Source organism: Roseibium sp. MMSF_3412, assembly GCF_030733265.1.
Classification (GTDB): domain Bacteria; phylum Pseudomonadota; class Alphaproteobacteria; order Rhizobiales; family Stappiaceae; genus Roseibium.
Genome location: NZ_JASHJI010000014.1, coordinates 80,294 through 96,982, shown reverse-complemented (window position 1 = coordinate 96,982; position 16,689 = coordinate 80,294). Strand labels below are relative to the sequence as shown.

15 protein-coding genes are annotated in these 16,689 nt (G+C 61.0%); 6 read left to right on the top strand and 9 right to left on the bottom strand.

The window, feature by feature from the left end; genetic code table 11:
• Window positions 1-58: 58 nt before the first annotated feature.
• The 6 genes from fdh3B to RBB49_RS21250 all read right to left on the bottom strand — a co-directional run bounded on the left by fdh3B (window position 59) and on the right by RBB49_RS21250 (window position 5,860).
• Window positions 59-655, bottom strand: a complete 597-nt coding sequence (gene fdh3B / locus RBB49_RS21275; protein WP_306144908.1) for a formate dehydrogenase FDH3 subunit beta — start codon at window positions 653-655, stop codon at window positions 59-61.
• Window positions 656-667: 12 nt separating this feature from the next.
• Entirely contained in the window at window positions 668-3,559 is a 2,892-nt protein-coding gene (locus RBB49_RS21270; RefSeq protein ID WP_306144907.1) for a formate dehydrogenase subunit alpha, read from the bottom strand.
• 108 nt (window positions 3,560-3,667) lie between these two features.
• Entirely contained in the window at window positions 3,668-3,868 is a 201-nt protein-coding gene (locus tag RBB49_RS21265; protein ID WP_306144906.1) for a twin-arginine translocation pathway signal protein, read from the bottom strand.
• Between the two features lie 59 nt (window positions 3,869-3,927).
• Entirely contained in the window at window positions 3,928-4,536 is a 609-nt protein-coding gene (locus RBB49_RS21260) for a molecular chaperone (RefSeq protein WP_306144905.1), read from the bottom strand.
• A 71-nt stretch (window positions 4,537-4,607) separates the two neighbouring features.
• A complete protein-coding gene (locus tag RBB49_RS21255; protein ID WP_306144904.1) occupies window positions 4,608-5,294 on the bottom strand; it encodes a DUF3306 domain-containing protein in 687 nt (228 codons plus the stop codon).
• Window positions 5,291-5,860: a DUF3305 domain-containing protein gene (locus tag RBB49_RS21250; RefSeq protein WP_306144903.1), complete on the bottom strand. Its 570-nt coding sequence runs from the start codon at window positions 5,858-5,860 to the stop codon at window positions 5,291-5,293. Before RBB49_RS21250 ends, RBB49_RS21255 begins: the two co-directional genes overlap by 4 nt.
• 196 nt (window positions 5,861-6,056) lie before the next feature.
• Between RBB49_RS21250 and RBB49_RS21245 the strand changes: the two genes are divergently transcribed.
• On the top strand, window positions 6,057-8,024 hold the full coding sequence (locus RBB49_RS21245) for a 4Fe-4S binding protein (RefSeq protein WP_306144902.1): 1,968 nt from the start codon (window positions 6,057-6,059) through the stop codon (window positions 8,022-8,024).
• 16 nt (window positions 8,025-8,040) lie between these two features.
• Here RBB49_RS21245 and RBB49_RS21240 read toward each other — a convergent pair whose 3' ends face one another.
• Window positions 8,041-8,745 carry a hypothetical protein gene (locus RBB49_RS21240; RefSeq protein WP_306144901.1) on the bottom strand — a complete coding sequence of 235 codons (705 nt, stop codon included), beginning with the start codon at window positions 8,743-8,745 and terminating at the stop codon, window positions 8,041-8,043.
• 146 nt (window positions 8,746-8,891) lie between these two features.
• On the opposite strand from RBB49_RS21240, the gene RBB49_RS21235 reads away from it, so the two are divergent.
• The 5 genes from RBB49_RS21235 (at window position 8,892) to RBB49_RS21215 (ending at window position 12,795) form a co-directional block, all read left to right on the top strand.
• Window positions 8,892-9,080, top strand: coding sequence for a DUF6494 family protein (locus tag RBB49_RS21235; RefSeq protein WP_306144900.1), 189 nt, complete (start codon window positions 8,892-8,894; stop codon window positions 9,078-9,080).
• Between the two features lie 7 nt (window positions 9,081-9,087).
• The gene (locus RBB49_RS21230; protein WP_306144899.1) at window positions 9,088-10,179 is read left to right on the top strand and encodes an Mrp/NBP35 family ATP-binding protein; all 1,092 of its coding nucleotides are present in this window, start codon (window positions 9,088-9,090) and stop codon (window positions 10,177-10,179) included.
• Window positions 10,176-10,877, top strand: coding sequence for a biotin/lipoate--protein ligase family protein (locus RBB49_RS21225; protein ID WP_306144898.1), 702 nt, complete (start codon window positions 10,176-10,178; stop codon window positions 10,875-10,877). The genes RBB49_RS21230 and RBB49_RS21225 overlap by 4 nt, the downstream gene beginning before the upstream one ends.
• Window positions 10,878-10,881: 4 nt before the next feature.
• Complete coding sequence (locus tag RBB49_RS21220) at window positions 10,882-11,358, top strand: DUF6505 family protein (RefSeq protein WP_306144897.1); 477 nt, start codon at window positions 10,882-10,884, stop codon at window positions 11,356-11,358.
• Between the two features lie 234 nt (window positions 11,359-11,592).
• Window positions 11,593-12,795: a multidrug effflux MFS transporter gene (locus RBB49_RS21215; protein WP_306144896.1), complete on the top strand. Its 1,203-nt coding sequence runs from the start codon at window positions 11,593-11,595 to the stop codon at window positions 12,793-12,795.
• A gap of 31 nt (window positions 12,796-12,826) precedes the next feature.
• Here RBB49_RS21215 and RBB49_RS21210 read toward each other — a convergent pair whose 3' ends face one another.
• Window positions 12,827-14,233, bottom strand: coding sequence for an RtcB family protein (locus RBB49_RS21210; protein WP_306144895.1), 1,407 nt, complete (start codon window positions 14,231-14,233; stop codon window positions 12,827-12,829).
• 843 nt (window positions 14,234-15,076) lie between these two features.
• On the bottom strand, window positions 15,077-16,651 hold the full coding sequence (locus RBB49_RS21205; RefSeq protein ID WP_306144894.1) for an RNA-binding protein: 1,575 nt from the start codon (window positions 16,649-16,651) through the stop codon (window positions 15,077-15,079).
• Between the last annotated feature and the right edge of the window lie 38 nt (window positions 16,652-16,689).

The window sequence follows — 16,689 nt, the reverse complement described above, 5'->3', positions numbered from 1 at the left end:
GAGGGACCGGGATGTTCCGGCGGCAAAGGTTCTCCACCGCCGCCGGATCCATTCCGGTTTACCCGCCCCTTTGACCGTAGGCGGAGCCCCAGCCCCAGGCGCCGGAGCCGAAGCCACGGGCAACCACGCGCTCACGGTAGATAGCGGACACGACGTCGCCATCACCTGCAAGCAGGGCCTTGGTGGAGCACATTTCCGCGCAAAGCGGCAGCTTGCCTTCTGCAATACGGTTCGCACCGTATTTCGCGCGTTCGGCAGTCGAGTTGTTTTCTTCCGGACCACCTGCACAGAAGGTGCATTTGTCCATCTTGCCACGCGATCCGAAGTTCCCGGCTTGCGGGAACTGCGGGGCGCCGAACGGACAGGCGTAGAAGCAGTAGCCGCAGCCAATGCACAGGTCCTTCGAGTGAAGAACCACACCTTCTTCGTTCTGGTAGAAACAATCGACCGGGCACACCGCCATGCAGGGTGCGTCCGAACAGTGCATGCAGGCCACGGAGATCGACCGTTCGCCCGGGCTGCCATCATTGATGGTCACGACCCGGCGGCGATTGATCCCCCACGGCACTTCATTTTCGTTTTTGCAAGCCGTGACACAGGCATTGCACTCAATGCATCGCTCAGCGTCACAAAGGAATTTTGCTCTTGCAGCCATTGCGTCTCCTCCTTACGCGGCCGAGATCTTGCAGAGAGTCGCTTTCGTCTCCTGCATCTGGGTCACTGAGTCGTAGCCATACGTCTGAGCGGTGTTACAGCTTTCGCCAAGGACATAGGGGTCGGCACCTTTCGGATACTTGGACCTCAGATCCTCACCCTGGTAATGACCACCGAAGTGGAACGGCATGAAGGCAACGCCTTCTCCGACCCGCTCGGTCACCATTGCCATGACTTTCACCTTGCCGCCTTCAGGGCCTTCGACCCAGACCTGCGCACCATCGCGCACACCCAGGTTGTTGGCATCGCGAGGATTGATCTCAACGAACATATCCTGCTGAAGTTCGGCGAGCCACGGGTTGGACCGTGTCTCATCACCACCACCCTCATATTCCACCAGGCGGCCGGACGTCAGAATGATTGGATAATCCTTCGAGAAGTCCTGCTTCTGGATAGAGGCATAGAGCGTCGGCAGGCGGTAGAACTTCCGGTCCTCGTAGGTCGGATAGTCGGCCACCAGATCGCGGCGGTTGGTGTAAAGCGGCTCGCGGTGCAGCGGCACCGGATCCGGGAACGTCCAGACGACGGCGCGGGCCTTCGCGTTACCGAAGGGTGCACAGCCGTGCTTGATCGCAACGCGCTGGATGCCGCCGGAAAGGTCGGTCTTCCAGTTCGTTTTCGGCCCGGCAACCGCTTCGATCGATGCCCGTTCCTCGTCGGTCAGATCGCCATCCCAGCCAAGGTCCATGAGCATCTGCATCGTGAACTCGGGATAACCGTCCTGAATTTCCGAACCGGGGTTCGAGACACCGTCGGCAAGCAGGTTGTCGCCGTCCCGCTCGACGCCGAAGCGTGCACGGAAACACAGACCGCCGTCAGCGACAGGTTTGGACATGTCGTAAAGGTTGGGTGTGCCCGGGTGCTTCATGTCGGCGGTGCCCCAGCAAGGCCACGGCATACCGTAGTATTCGCCGTCATTCGGTCCGCCAACAGCCTGCAGCGTTGTGCGGTCGAACGTATGCTGGTTCGCCATGTGCGACTTGATGCGCTCAGGCGACTGCCCGGTATAGCCGATCGTCCACAGCCCGCTGTTGAATTCGCGGGTGATGCTTTCGACGTTCGGTGTTTCCGGATCGTCCATTTCGATGTTGCGGAACAGCCTGTCGCCCCAGCCGAACTTGTTTGCGAACTTGGCCATGATGACCTCGTCCGGCAGACTTTCGAACAGAGGCTCGACGACCTTGTCGCGCCACTGCAGCGAGCGGTTCGACGCGGTCACGGAACCACGGGTCTCGAACTGCGTACACGCCGGCAGCAGGTAGACGCCGTCGGTCCGGTCATGAAGCACCGCGGAAACCGTCGGATAGGGGTCGATCACGACCAGCATATCCAGCTTTTCCATCGCGGTTTTCATTTCCGTCATGCGGGTCTGCGAGTTCGGGGCGTGACCCCAGAGAACCATCGCGCGGACAGAGTTCGGCTGATCGGTATTTGCCGGATCTTCCAGAACGCCGTCGATCCAGCGGCTGACCGGGATACCGGTGAGGTTCTGAAGGCTCTTTTCCTTGCCGTCAGCGCCTTTCACGGTCGCAAACTGGGCTTTCAGCCAGTCCGGATCTTCATCCCAGACACGGGCCCAGTGGCCCCACGCACCTGCGCTCAGGCCATAGTAGCCAGGCAGGGTGTGGCTGAGAACGCCAAGGTCGGTCGCGCCCTGAACGTTGTCGTGGCCGCGGAAGATGTTGGTTCCGCCACCGGTGGTGCCCATGTTGCCGAGGGCAAGCTGCAGCACGCAGTAGGCACGCGTGTTGTTGTTGCCGTTGGTGTGCTGGGTACCGCCCATGCACCAGATCACGGTGCCCGGACGGTTGTTGGCGAGCGTCCGCGCGACGCGCTTCAGCTGGCTTTCCGGGGTACCGGTCACACGCTCGACTTCGTCAGGCGTCCACCTGGCGACTTCTTCGCGGATCTGGTCCATGCCCCAGACACGGGTGCGGATGAATTCCTTGTCTTCCCAGCCATTGTCGAAAATGTGCCAGAGAATGCCCCAGATCAGGGCCACGTCCGTGCCGGGACGGAAACGCACATATTCATCGGCGTGGGCGGCGGTGCGCGTGAAGCGCGGATCGCACACGATCACCGGAGCGTTGTTCTGCTCCTTGGCCCGCAGCACGTGCAGCAGCGAAACCGGGTGAGCTTCAGCCGGATTGCCGCCGATGATGAAGATGGCCTTGGAATTGTGGATGTCGTTGTAGCTGTTGGTCATGGCGCCGTAGCCCCATGTGTTGGCTACGCCGGCAACCGTTGTCGAGTGACAGATACGGGCCTGGTGGTCGACGTTGTTCGTACCCCAGTAGGCGGCAAACTTGCGGAACAGGTAGGCCTGTTCGTTGTTGTGCTTCGCCGAGCCGAGCCAGTAGACGCTGTCCGGTCCGCTTTCCTCGCGGATCTGCATCATCTGGTCGCCGATGGCGTTGATCGCCTCATCCCAGCTGACGCGCTTCCACTCGCCGCCCTCTTTCTTCATCGGGTACTTCAGCCGGCGCTCGCCATGGGCGTGTTCGCGGACCGCGGCGCCCTTGGCGCAATGCGCACCGAGGTTGAAGGGGCTGTCCCATCCCGGCTCCTGGCCGGTCCACACGCCATTCTTCACTTCGGCGATCACGGTGCAGCCGACGGAGCAGTGTGTGCAGACGGATTTTACGAGATTGACGGCTTCGTCCGCAGACTGGGCCTGTGCCTGTGTAACGGTACCGCCAGTAGCGGTAATGGCGGCCAGGCCACCTGCGGCGACACCGGATCCCTTCAGGAATGTCCGGCGGTCTACCGATTTGTGTGCAGCGTCTCTAAGGATACTTGCACCCTGGGGGCGTCGCGCAACCCCATTGGTCTTTTTCCTAAGCATATTGCCCTACCTTGCTTGTATCGGAATCGATACTGCTGGGTTGGTTTTCAGCGAACCGGCCAGCGGGCGTCACGCAACCATAGGCCGGGTGTGAAGTTCAGGGTCCGGTCAGAACCGGGCGCTGTCGAAGTAGGCGCGTGTGTGCGCTGTGTCCTGCATCTTCTCGGATGTAAGATCCACTTCCGCTGCTTGAGCGGTGCCGGAAACCGCTGTCGCGGCCACGGCTACAGGGGCCGACAGGGCCGCCAGTTTCAGGAAGTCCCGGCGGCCAGAACCCTCGCGGGGCACCGCTTGATCGGGCTTTTTCATCGTTGCAATCCTCCTCTCCTTGCAGCGGCCCGCGGCCGCTTAAATTGCCAACGTGAAGTTTAATTCGGCAGCATACCGAAGGCCTCGGCCTCAATCTCCATAAACTGCCGTCCCAAGGCGCCGACGGCCCCGTAGAATACGGAGGTCTTCGACGCTTCAAGATCTGCGAAAAAGTGTATTGCCCAGGGCTCGATATGATCCTGGAAGAATTGTTTCTGCTCCGCTACGGAAGTGACCTTGCCGAAGCGGCCGACAATCATGCCCGCCATCATTTCCATGAGAGAGGCGATATTGTCTTCCGGCTCGTGTGTGCCCTCGGCGCGTCCGATCCCGCGCTTTGCCATGTCGGCGCGCAGGTTGGCGAGCGGCTTTTCGTTCAGGAAACCGGTAAGATAGTGACTTGCATAGGGAAGAAGCTCGCCACGCCCGAGGCCAACGAACAAAGCGTTGAACTCACGCTCAGCGGTCTCCGCCGACGTTACGGAAGCGACCTTCGCAAGCACTCCGAGAGCATTGCCAAGCGTCGTATCATCGGCGGTGAGACCTGAAACTTGTTTCAACAGGGAGGCGTCTGCCGGCTTGACCAGCAACAGACCGATAAAATCATAGAGTTCTGATCGAGCCTGATCTTCAGGATCGATGACGTATTCCGTGACCGCTGCGGACATCCGCGATCTTCCTCCCTCGTGCGCTCACCAGTCTCACCTTTTTGGCGCGCCTCTTACATTCAACTTTAGTATCAACTGTAGTCGAACCGCAAGCGTCGACGTGTAACCTGAAAGTCGAACTCAACTTTTTCAGCTTCCGATTCTTGCGGATCTACCTGGATCTCATGCTTTTCCTGAGATTGCGCTACGTTATCTGCTTGCGTCAATTGCACAGGTGTTTCTTCATTTTCAACATAATCATTGTGCGCCGCAACATTTTCTTCCAGAACCTTGTCTTCTTCTGAAATCTCTTCTTTTTCGGAAAGATTTTCAGGCTTCAACTCAGGCGTTTGCTCGGTTTCATCATCAACGTCGGCAAACTGTTCCAGCATGCCTTTGCCGATCTTGTAGACGGTCTGAAGGTTCTCCACGACGGTCGCGGCGTCGGTGTAGTCCTCGGCATAGTCCACGAGACCGTCGAGATTCGCCAGAACGGGATTGAGGCCCCAGAGCTTGCGGAGAGCGCGCCGCCGGATTCGCTCCGGCACCGCTGCCGACAGGAACCCGGAAAAATCGTCTTCCTTCGTCAGGGTCTCCGGGTCCGGCAACCCGAGTTCCTCCAGAATGTCCTCATCACTCTTTTCTTCCAGCGCGGCACGCTCTTCTGCGGCCAGGGCAGCCTGCTCCTGAGCCTGTTCGGCCTCCTCCGCCTGGCGCACCGCCGCCTTGCGGCGCGACCAGAAATCGCCGCCCGTCTCGTCCTGACTGCCGCCGCTCATTGCAATGTGTCCTTCGGCTTGCGGCCCGGTGCACGGTAAACGTCGCTGATTTGCCGGATACGGGCGTCCCCGATACCGTCTTCCTTCAGGTCGATCCGCTTCTTGTCGCGTTTCCGCTTGATGAAAATCTCGTCCTCGTGATGAAGTTCGACAAAATCGCGGATCCAGGCGATCAATCCGGGAGGCATCGGAACCTTCTCCACCATGACATCGCTCGTATCGGCATAGTCCTGCCCTTCATAGGCGGACGCCGTGAGCAGCATGACATCCATGGGCACGTCGCGGTCCACCTCCTCGGCAGGGCGCATGATCACATAAATGGACGGCACCTTGTCCGATAGAGCGGTGAGATAAGCCTCGGTATCCGTGCGGTAGAGCTCGAGATTCAGCGTCGCAGCGTGATATTCGACCGCATCGCCCTCCTGTCGCATCACTTCCCAGTCAGCGGCTTTTGCGCCTGGCAAAAGAGAAACGGGCCTCCAGCTCCATTTCTGCCACCTCGTCACGCCCGGCAATCTTCTGACGACGACGCCGACAGGCATCGAGCGCGTTCTTTCAACTGTCACTGCGGACTTCCTCCCACCCGCGGATCATCGACCGCGTTTTCTACCCTACATGCTGTAGCAAGTTGCAGAAATTTCAAGTCCGGCGGAAGTCGAACTTGACCTGATGCGGCATACGCCCTTGATATGGTAGCCGGACATGCGCGAATCCGGTGGGGAGAAACCGGGACTGGCGGTCCCGGGAGAGGACGCAACAAGAATGACAGATATGAAGCTTCTGCTGTGCGATTGCCGCAAGAGCCAGGCGATCGACGCGGAACGGTTGGAGGAAGCGTCCGGCGTTTCCTGCTCGAGGGTTTATTCAGAACTCTGCCGGGCCGAAGCCGGTATTGCCGAAGACGCCATCCGGTCGGGCAGTGTAATGATCGCCTGCGGTCAGGAACAGAGCATCTTCCAGGAAATCGCCGCCGACATCGAAACCGAAGAACCGCTGTTCGTCGACCTGCGGGACCGCGCCGGATGGCACGACGGCAGCAGCGATCCAGGCCCGAAGATGGCAGCGCTCATTGCCGACGCGCTCCTGCCGCACCCTGGCGAAAAGGTTGTTGACGTCTCTTCGGCGGGAACAAGCATCATTCTCGGAGACACGGACGATGCGATCGAGGCCGCAACACTCTTGTGCGAAACCTTGAGCGTCACTGTGCTTCTCGATCCGGACGCGGACCTGCCGGTCTCCGACGACCGGAGGTTCGACATTGTCCGCGGACGCCTCAAGGGTGCGACCGGTGCGCTTGGCGACTTCAAACTCTCCTTCGATGCGCTGCAGGAGCGCATTCCCGGCGGACGCGGTGCCTTCAACTGGACCGAGCCGCGCGATGGCGGGCGCACCGGCTGCGACATTATCGTCGATCTGCGCCGTGGGTCCCAGCCGCTCTTTCCCGCACCGGAAAAGCGCGAAGGCTATCTGCGCGCGGACCCCGGCAACGCGGCAGCACGTACCAAGGTGCTCATGGATGCTTCGCAGCTGATCGGCACCTTCGAGAAGCCGATCTACATCAAACTGAACGAAGATCTGTGCGCCCACTCACGCGCTCAGAAGCCCGGCTGCTCGCGCTGCTTGAACCTTTGCCCGACGGGTGCGATCACACCTGCCGGCGACCATGTGGCAGTGGACGCCATGGTCTGCGCCGGTTGCGGCAGCTGTTCCGCCGTGTGCCCTTCCGGTGCGATCTCCTATGACGCGCCGCCGGTTGATCATGTGTTCAAGCGTATCCAGACGCTCGCCTCAACCTGGCGCAAGCTCGGAACGGGCAGTCCACGCCTCCTGGTCCATGATGCAAGCCACGGCCTGGACATGATTCGGCTCAGCGCACGCTACGGCAAAGGTCTTCCGGGCGATGTCATTCCCCTTCAGATTGACGCGCTGGCAGGTTTCGGCCATGCCGAGATGCTGGCGGCCCTTGCGAGCGGTTTCCAGTCTGTAACCCTGCTCCTGTCTCCGGGCACGGAAAAGGACGGCCTTGTCTTCCAGGCGGAGCTTGCTGCCGCCATTGCAGGTGAAGAAAGGGTCAGCCTGGTTGAACCGGTCGATCCGGAACAGCTCGATGAGCTGCTGCGCCGGGATGCACCGGACGCCCTTCCCGTGCAGCCCATTTTGCCCGTCGGTTCGCGCAGGCAGGTGACGCGGCTTGCCGCCAGGGCTCTTAACACCGGCGGGGAACCGATCACCCTTCCTGCCGGGGCACCCTATGGCGCGCTCGACATCAATCTGGACAGCTGTACGCTTTGCCTGTCCTGTGTCTCTCTTTGCCCGTCAGGCGCGCTCAAGGAGAACCCGGATATGCCGCAGCTCCGGTTCCAGGAAGATGCCTGCCTTCAATGCGGCATATGCACCAATATCTGTCCGGAGAGCGCGCTTTCGCTTACCCCCCGCCTGAACCTTGCCGACGACGCGCTGACGCCGATCGTTCTCAAGGAAGAAGAGCCGTTCGAATGTATCTCATGCGGCAAGCCCTTCGGTGTGCGCTCGATGGTGGAGCGCATGACAGAAAAACTCGCCGGAAAGCACGGCATGTTCAAGGACAACAATGCGGCGCAACTCATTCAGATGTGCGACGACTGCCGCGTCAATGCGGTCTATCACTCGGAAAACAATCCGTTTGCCATGGGAGAGCGTCCAAAGGTCCGCACCACCGACGATTACATCAGCAAGCGGCGCGACCATTGACACAGGCAAGACGCGATCACTGGTACTGGATCGGCGCGCCCAGATCAGCCGGCGGTATCCGTGAGACGAAGGCAAGGATTGCATCGAGATCGTCCAGCGTCAGTTCCACCGGCGCAATCGGAGACGGTCGGCTGATGTCGAACGGCTCGGTCACACCGTCGACCTGCGTGAACGACGGATGCGGGTTCAGGGCGAAGAACGCTTCGAACCGTGCGCGCCAGTCTGAAAAGCTCCGCATGACGGCAAAGGAAGGCGAAGAGCCGATCGTGGTCAGCCGCGTTGCCTCGTTCACCATGTGGCAGCGGCCGCAATGGACCACAGCCAGTTTCTCACCGGAGACGACGTCACCGTCAATTGCCTCGGAAACGGCTTCCTTCGGCTTGGCGACCGCCGCTGCGAACACCTGCCCGCTCTCCGGCTTGAATGACTCGATTGTCTTTTTGCCGACATCGCTGATCAGCCATTCCTCGAAACGGACGACATGCTCGTTGCCGGCGTCCGCGATGCCGAGGTACCAGTCCCTGTCGATACCCGCAAAGGCCGGCGTTCCAGCATTGGACGTCGAAAACGCCGCCTCGGCGGTTTCGGTCTCCGGCACGATTTCAATGCGAATGCCGGTTTTCAACGAAAATCGCGGCAGCAGGTGTTTCAGGAACCCGCTCGCAACAAGATCATCCGGCGCACTCAGGCGAAAAGTCTTGGCAGATGCCTCGCCCGTCACGCCCGGCCCTGCAAAAACAAACAGTCCTATCAGGACTGCGAATATAAATCGGCAGCACACGCGCTCCTCCCTCACGTTGCTGTTGGGCAGCTTAGGGGGGAAATCATTGAGCCGTCAATTCACACGCTGCTTATAGAGAGGTTAAGATGAGCGACGAATTCAACATGTCCATGCGAAAATTCCTGAAACAGGTCGGCGTGACCTCGCAGCAGGCGATCGAGGATGCGGTCAGGAAAGCCGGTGCTTCAGCAGGCACGAAATACAAGGTCAAGGCTGTCGTGACGATCGAGGAAATCGGCCTTGAGCACGAAGTAAACGGCGAGATCGAGGGGTAAGCACGTCGTGTCACTGACGCGGGAAACGGTCCTAAATTCACTCAAGTCCGTCAAGGATCCGGCAACCGGTGAAAACATCGTCGCCTCGGGAATGGTGCGCGCCCTTCAGATCGGTGAAGGCACCATCCGCTTCGTGATGGAAATCGACGCAAGCCGCATGAACGAGATGGAGGCCCTGAAGAGCGAGGCGGAAGCCTGTCTCTCGCAGATCGAGGGGGCCGGAAGCGTTCAGATCATCATGACGGCGCATTCGGAAAAGGCCGCTGAGCCACCCAAGCCCAGCGAGCCTACGCCCATCAAACCGCGTCCGGCACCACCCGGGCAATCCGGGCCACAGCGGGTTCCGGGGATTGACAGGGTCGTTGCTGTTGCCTCCGGCAAGGGCGGTGTCGGCAAATCGACGGTTGCTGCAAATCTTGCCTGCGCGCTTGCCGCGGAAGGGCGCAAGGTCGGTCTGCTCGACGCGGATGTCTACGGCCCGTCGCAACCCAAAATGCTGGGCATCTCCGGACGCCCGACGTCGCCGGACGGCCAGATGATCCTGCCGCTGCGCAACCACGGCGTCACGCTGATCTCGATCGGGCTGATGACGTCGGGCGACCAGGCTGTGGTCTGGCGCGGTCCGATGCTCATGGGCGCATTGCAGCAGATGATGAGCCAGGTGCAGTGGGGCGCGCTCGACATACTCATCGTCGATCTGCCGCCCGGAACCGGCGATGTCCAGATGACGCTCTCGCAGAAATTCATCGTCGACGGCGCGATCATCGTGTCGACGCCCCAGGACGTCGCCCTTCTGGACGCCCGCAAGGGCATCGACATGTTCCAGCAGATGCAGGTGCCGATTATCGGAATGATCGAAAACATGTCGACGCATATCTGTTCCGAATGCGGTCACGAGGAACACGTTTTCGGGCATGGTGGCGTCGCGGCGGAAGCGGAAAAACTCGGCGTCCCGTTGCTCGCGGAAGTTCCGCTGCATCTGAACATCCGTCTTGCCGGCGACGGAGGCACACCGATCGCGGTTGAAAACCCGGACGCGCCCGAGGCGAGCGTGTTCAGAAAACTGGCAAAAACACTCGTTGCGGAGGGGCATGCGTGAGTGAACTGCAGTTCCCGCCGATGTTCCAGGGAGAGGGGCTGACCGGCCCCGCCGATCCGTTCGACCGGGCGCTTGCGCTTGCGATCACCGGCACGGATGCAGGCACGGTCGTCTATAATTTTTCAGGCGACACCCTGAAGGCCAGCCTGATCTTCACCCCGGAGGTCCCCCTGGAAGAAGCCGTGGCGACGCTGCCCGTCTGCGGCCTCGGGTTTCAGGCGGCTCTGGGGGCGCTCGCGCCGCCGGAAGTCGCCGTCCATCTGGAATGGGATGGCACGATCCGCGTGAACGGCGCGGTCTGCGGACGCATGCGCCTCAAGGCCTCCACGTCGGACCCGGCGGAAACGCCTGACTGGCTGGTTCTGGGTCTGGAACTCAACATGACCAGCTCGACGGAAAATCCGGGCACCGATGCCGACACGACCTATCTCTCCGAAGAAGGCTGCGCCGAAATCACGCCCGATGGTCTTCTTGAAGCCTGGGTCCGCCATAGCCTTTACTGGATCAACCGATGGCTGGACGAAGGTCTGCGCCCCGTTCATGCTGACTGGCGCGGCCTGGTACCGACGCTTGGGGAACCGATAGAAATCGATGGAAAGTCCGGAACCTTCGTCGGCGTGGACGAGAATTTCGGGATGCTGCTCAGAACCGGGGACGAGACGACCCTGATCCCGCTTTCGAGCCGACTGGAGACCTGAACTCATGAAACTGGCCCGTGCGATCCATATGGATGACAGCGACCGCAACGTCTATTTCTCCCCGGCGCGAACAGGCGAATGGTGTCTGTCGGGAGGCTTCGAGTTCTCGGACTGGACAGAGGCCGACCTTGTCGGCAAGGCCCGGCAGGCCTTTTCCAACGGCTGGTTGGGACTTGAAACCTTCGGCCGCGTTACCTTCGTCGCGATCACGCCGGTCAGCGAAGACGAGTTTTCCGGTCTGGTCGAAAATCTGGCCCGCCACTTCGTCGAGGTCTACGGCGCTCCGTCGGTCGATGCGGCAAGAGGCGTCGCCGAAGACGAACTCCGTTACATGGCCGAGCTTTGCTCCGAGCACGACGAGAACATGCTGCTTGCCGTTCACCGCGAACTCGCCGATGAGGGCGTGAAGGAGAGCTACAGCGCCATCGAGGCCCCGGCCGCCGAACTGGATCTCGTCGCCATGCATGGGGACATGCAATGAACGCCGCGACGCGCTGCAGCCACACCTGAACGCCGGACCGGCTTGAACGACTGCCTTGCCGCCGGCGCTGAGGCCGACTAGTCTCCTGCTTCGGAGGCACCGGATGACACGTCATTTTAAGACTGTGGTGAGACACGAGCGCATGGAGCAGTAGCGGCGATCCGTGCCGTTTTCCATGTGCCCCCGCCCTCGTACGGGGGCATTTTTTTTGACACAACCCGATTAGAGAAACCCTTGGCCCGCACACCGCCGCATCTCATCACGATCATTCTGCTGACAGCATTTTCACCGCTGTCGCTGAACATGTTCCTGCCGTCTCTCGGCACGATCGCGGTGGACCTGCAGACGGACTACGCCCTGGTGAGCGTCGCGATCGCGGGCTATCTGGCAGCAACGGCAGTCATTCAACTGGTCGTCGGCCCTCTCGCGGACCGGTACGGACGGCGGCCCGTCCTGCTCGTTGCACTGGTCCTTTTCAGTCTTGCGTCATTTGTCTGCGCACTGGCCGAAAACATCTGGGTGTTTCTGATTTTCCGGATGCTGCAGGGGAGCATTGTTGCCGGGAACACGCTGTCGCTCGCCATTGTCCGCGACACCAACCCGCCGCAACAGGCGGCAGGACTGATCGGCTATATCAGCATGTGCATGGCCGTCGTTCCCATGCTGGGCCCCGTTCTTGGCGGGCTCCTGGACACCGCGTTCGGCTGGCGCTCCAGCTTTTATCTTTACACAACCTGCGGACTTCTGATCCTGGCACTGTGCTGGTTCGATCTGGGTGAAACGAAACCGGACAGGCAGGCCGACAGCCCCTCGCTGCCACGTGCAATTCTTGAACTGGTCAAGGATCCGCGCTTCTCCGCGTATGCCCTCTGCTCGAGTTTCACGGTCGGGGCTTTCTTCATCTTTCTTGCCGGCGCCCCGCTGATCGCAACCACGTCCTTCGGTGTGACAACGGCAGAGCTCGGATTTCTGATCGGCAGTATCACCGTCGGATTTTCGGCAGGCGGTTTCACGGCGGGAAAACTCTCCGCACGGCTGCCGCTTCCCACAATGATGCTGGTCGGGCGGCTCACGGCCTGCATCGGTCTTTCCGTTGGATTGGTGGTGTTCCTGCTGGGAGGTGCGTCCCCCTACGCCTTTTTCGCCGGCACGATCTTTGTCGGCATCGGCAACGGCATCACCATGCCGGGCAGCAACACTGGCGCAATGTCTGTAAGACCCGATCTCGCCGGGAGCGCTGCCGGACTGACCGGTTCGATGGCTCTTGCAGTCGGCGCGGCGCTGACAAGCCTGACCGGCATCGCCATCGGTTCAGGCGATGAGCCCGTGACCGTGCTCGCGCTCATGCTCGCCAGTTCCGCCATCGGACTGGCCGCTGCTCTTGCGGCCCTGCTTCTTGAGCGGCGCGCAAAAGCAAGACCGTTGGCCATGCCCTGACCGGTTCACCAGATTTGCGAAGCAAGGCAGATTACCGCCTTGCCCCTTTCTTCTTTTTCCAGAACGGCTCGATATCGCCGGCCATGATGCAGCCGAACGGATCGATATAGTCCTCGATCTCGGCCAGACCGTATTTCTTGATCTGGGCGACCACCGCATCCGCCTTCTTGTAGCCGGACGGCAGTTCGGAGACATCGATCTTCTCCTCGAAGAACCGGATGTCGAGACCTTCCGTTTCTTCGCGCAGCATCGCTTCCGGCGTCTTGCCGAGCGAGCGGCGCTTGTGCTCGGAACGCGAAAAGTTGCGTCCTGCACCATGCGGAGAGAACCCGAGCGCATGACCGGCATCCTTGCCGCGTACGACCAGAACCGGCTCCGCCATGTTCAGCGGGATCAGGGTCAGTCCCGTCGCGTCGGACGCATACCCGTCCCAGGCAGGCGTTGCCCCCTTGCCGTGGTAGAACAGTCCATCGCGTTCAAACACGAAGTTGTGCTCGTTCCAGAAGCGATCAGAGTGGCTTGCACCGCTCGCCTCGACCGTTGCCTGATGCAACGCGTTGTGGTTGGCCTTGGTCCACTTGCGGATCAGCTGCAGCGCGTCCCAATAGGCTTTCCCCTCCTCGCTCTCGGACGGGATCCAGGCATTGTGCTTCAGCGTTTTCGGCGACAGCTTCCTGCGGTATTTTTCCGCAACGTTCATGCCGATCCTGTAAAGCAGCGCGCCCGGTCCACGCGAGCCGTGATGGGTTACCATCGCGGTCTTTCCGGTTTTCCTGGAGACGCCGACAAACAGGAAATGGTTGCCGTCGCCCTGGGTTCCCAGATGCTCCTGCGCCGAACGCAGGATTTTCGGGTTGTTCAGGAACCGGTTCTCGCGAAACTGGTCGTAAAGGCTCATGGACATTGTGAAGCGCTTGCCGTTGGCACGCCCGCCGCCGCCGAAATGCGTCACCGAATGCGCCGCATCCAGAACCGCCTTCGGGTCGGCATCCTCGAACTCGGTCATCATCACCGAGCAGCAGATATCGGCGCTGTGCATTCCCGGGTGGATCGCACCGCGCGCCGCCACCACGCCGCCGACCGGAATGGTTCCGAGCGGACCGGCCGGACAGGCATCCGGCATGATCGCCCCTGCCTCTACGGTCGGTGTGCGCATCAGTTCCGTCATGTGATGCTTGACGGCCTTCAGGTTCGCCTCTTCGTCCTCGCCCTCCGCGTCCAGGTTGACGTGAAACGGCTTTGCTCCAGAGGCGGCCAGCGGCAGAACCGGGTCCGGCTTGTAGCTTTCCAGCATCTGACGCACGGCATCCAGCGACGTGCCTTCATTGAGCGCCGCCTGGCCGTCCCTGAGGGCCGCGCCGAAGGCCTTGCCTTCTTCGTGGCCCCACGCGGTCAGCATCGCGCTGGTCAGTGTCGTCGTTTCCGTTTCAATCGTCATCATCTTCTTCCTTCATACCTGCCTGGCGGCAAACATGGGTCGCAGGACCTCTCCGCGGAAACCGCGGGCCGGAGTTGCACCGGCGACACTCACTGTCGTCCTGCTGGCATCCGCCAGGCTGTGCGGGGCAAGGTCTGGCAAGATCTTCATTCCGCCACCGGATTGCTCCGGGCCAGACTTGAACTGGCACGGGAAGCGCTTGCGCGCCTCCCCTCCCGGCCCTGCCGGGAGGCGTCTACCTGTAATCCTACCGGCATCCCCGATTTCGCGGCAAAGCCGCATTCAGTATACCGTTTCAAATTCGGTTGCCGGTCAGGGCGACAAAGGGGTGCAAAACGTTCCTGCTCTACCGTTTGAGCTACGCTGCCTTAGGTGGTTGCAGCGGCGGGACTCGAACCCGCAACCTGGCGATTATGTGTCGATGTAGTTCTGCGGGCATTCGCCCTGACCGTGTTTTCGGGTGCGGCGGCAAGGAATGACAGGACGCTCATGGTCAAGAATGTAGTCCTGCCGGCATCCGCCGCGATTGATTTTCTTGTTCTCGTGTTTGCGCCGGTCTGTGTCCGGCTGAAAGGTCGGCCCGGTCAGGGCGACAAGGTGGGTGCAAAACACTCCTGCTCTATCCGTTGAGCTACGCTGCATCAGTTGGTTGCAGCGGCGGGATTCGAACCCGCAACCTGGCGATTCATAGTCGATGTAGTTCTGCAGGCATTCGCCCTGACCGGTTGTTCCTTGCGGCGGCAAGAGATGACAGGACACTCATGGTCAAGAATGTAGTCCTGCCGGCATCCGCCAGATCTCTTCTCAAGCGCGGCAGGCGGTCGCCCGCCGCGCTTTCCAGTCTCATTCGAGATCGATGGCATCGATCTCCCCAACCCACTGGTCGGCATTCATGGTGCCCTTGGCAAAGGCCGCGACCTGATCGAACACCGCATCGGAGAAGCCCCCGATGTTGAGGATATCCGGCCGCGACTTGGCCTGGGTCGAACCGTAGGGCGCGATATCGATGCACACCATCTTTGCGTCCGGGTTACGCCTTTTCAGCGTTTCCCATTCACGCATCACGCCGGTCTGATGGCCCGCCTGGATCCCGGCCCAGGACTGGTTATCCGAAACCAGAATGACCAGATCCGGGGCACGGCGCTTGGCGTTCAGCCACGCCAGCGGTGCCGCGCAGTTCGTTCCGCCGCCCCACTGCTCGGTGAGCTTTCGGGCATTGGTCATCACGGTGTCTCGCCCGGTCAGCTTGACCGGCCGCACCTTGAGCTCGAACGGCAGGACCGTGGCCCCGCGATTTCGGCGCAGCACCGCCGCGGCGACCAGAGCGGCGACATCAACACAGCGCGTCGCCGTCGTCGCACCCTTTCGGTAACCGGTCACAGGCGAAGCCATGGAACCGGAGACGTCCGGGCACACAACCACCTGGCCCCTCAGGGCCGGGACATTGGCGACCGAGATCTCCATCGCTTCATGCATCGCCTCGCGGATCTCTGCCGGCATTTCGTCCGACAGGGCCTGAAAACCCGTCAGCAGCTGGTACGGGAAAGCACGCGCCTTCCTGATCCGCGTCGGATCCTTCAGAATATCCGCCACCAGACGCACGGCCGGCGTCTTTTCGAACCGCCCACCTTCAAAAACGCCATGACGCAGGAAAGTGTTCAGGTTCATGCGCACCATGTTCCAGGTCCCGCGTTCCGCCAGCTTCGCCCAGTCTTCCCTGGAAAGGGGCAGATGCGTCAGCATCTGGAACGGGACATCCGGCAGTGCCTGGCCTTTCGGGTTCTCCTTGAACGCCACATAGGCACGGACCTGTTCCGGCAGCTTTTCAACGTCGCACGGCTTTCCGATCAGCCAGGCGAACAGGGCAGCCCGCTCTGCATCGCGCGGCTTCGGGTGCACCATCTTGATGACATCCGACAGCGACGGATCGTTACCGATCGAGGCCTGCAGCAACTGATACTCGGTTGCCGCGTTCAGCCATCCGCGAACGAGCGCCTTCGGACGTGTGCCGAGCGACTTTCGTCCCGCCTGACCGGAGCGCATGATCTGCACGAAGTTGCGCAGCATCCTGCCGTCGGTGACCACTTTCGGGAACGCCTTGGCAAGCAGAACCGCATCACGCGATGCCAGAGCCGCCAGCAAGAGTGCCGGCAGATCCTTCATCCTGCCCTTCTGGCGGGCATAGACTGCCGTCTTTGCCAGGAAGGTGTCCGGAACCTTTTCGGCGGCTTCCAGAACCGCCTGCAGTTCCAGCTCGGCAGACTGGTAGAACGTGTTGCCGATGGACCCGGTCGCCGCCAGCTGGGCCAGCCTGTGACGATCCTCGTAGGCATAGGCCTTGCCACCTGCCAGGTTTCTGGCGTCGGCTTTGCCGGAAAAACGTCCACGCTGGGATGCAAACAGGGTTTTGTTCGCCATTTTCTCTCTCCACAAATCCGCGCCCTTGAAGGCGTTGG

Bases quoted from the DNA above. Each gene is read 5' to 3' on its own strand.
- RBB49_RS21220 (WP_306144897.1), top strand. From the start codon at position 10,882: ATGAAACTGGCCCGTGCGATCCATATGGATGACAGCGACCGCAACGTC.
- RBB49_RS21210 (WP_306144895.1), bottom strand. From the start codon at position 14,233: ATGACGATTGAAACGGAAACGACGACACTGACCAGCGCGATGCTGACC.
- fdh3B (WP_306144908.1), bottom strand. From the start codon at position 655: ATGGCTGCAAGAGCAAAATTCCTTTGTGACGCTGAGCGATGCATTGAG.
- RBB49_RS21270 (WP_306144907.1), bottom strand. From the start codon at position 3,559: ATGCTTAGGAAAAAGACCAATGGGGTTGCGCGACGCCCCCAGGGTGCA.
- RBB49_RS21255 (WP_306144904.1), bottom strand. From the start codon at position 5,294: ATGAGCGGCGGCAGTCAGGACGAGACGGGCGGCGATTTCTGGTCGCGC.
- RBB49_RS21205 (WP_306144894.1), bottom strand. From the start codon at position 16,651: ATGGCGAACAAAACCCTGTTTGCATCCCAGCGTGGACGTTTTTCCGGC.
- RBB49_RS21260 (WP_306144905.1), bottom strand. From the start codon at position 4,536: ATGTCCGCAGCGGTCACGGAATACGTCATCGATCCTGAAGATCAGGCT.
- RBB49_RS21265 (WP_306144906.1), bottom strand. From the start codon at position 3,868: ATGAAAAAGCCCGATCAAGCGGTGCCCCGCGAGGGTTCTGGCCGCCGG.
- RBB49_RS21245 (WP_306144902.1), top strand. From the start codon at position 6,057: ATGACAGATATGAAGCTTCTGCTGTGCGATTGCCGCAAGAGCCAGGCG.
- RBB49_RS21235 (WP_306144900.1), top strand. From the start codon at position 8,892: ATGAGCGACGAATTCAACATGTCCATGCGAAAATTCCTGAAACAGGTC.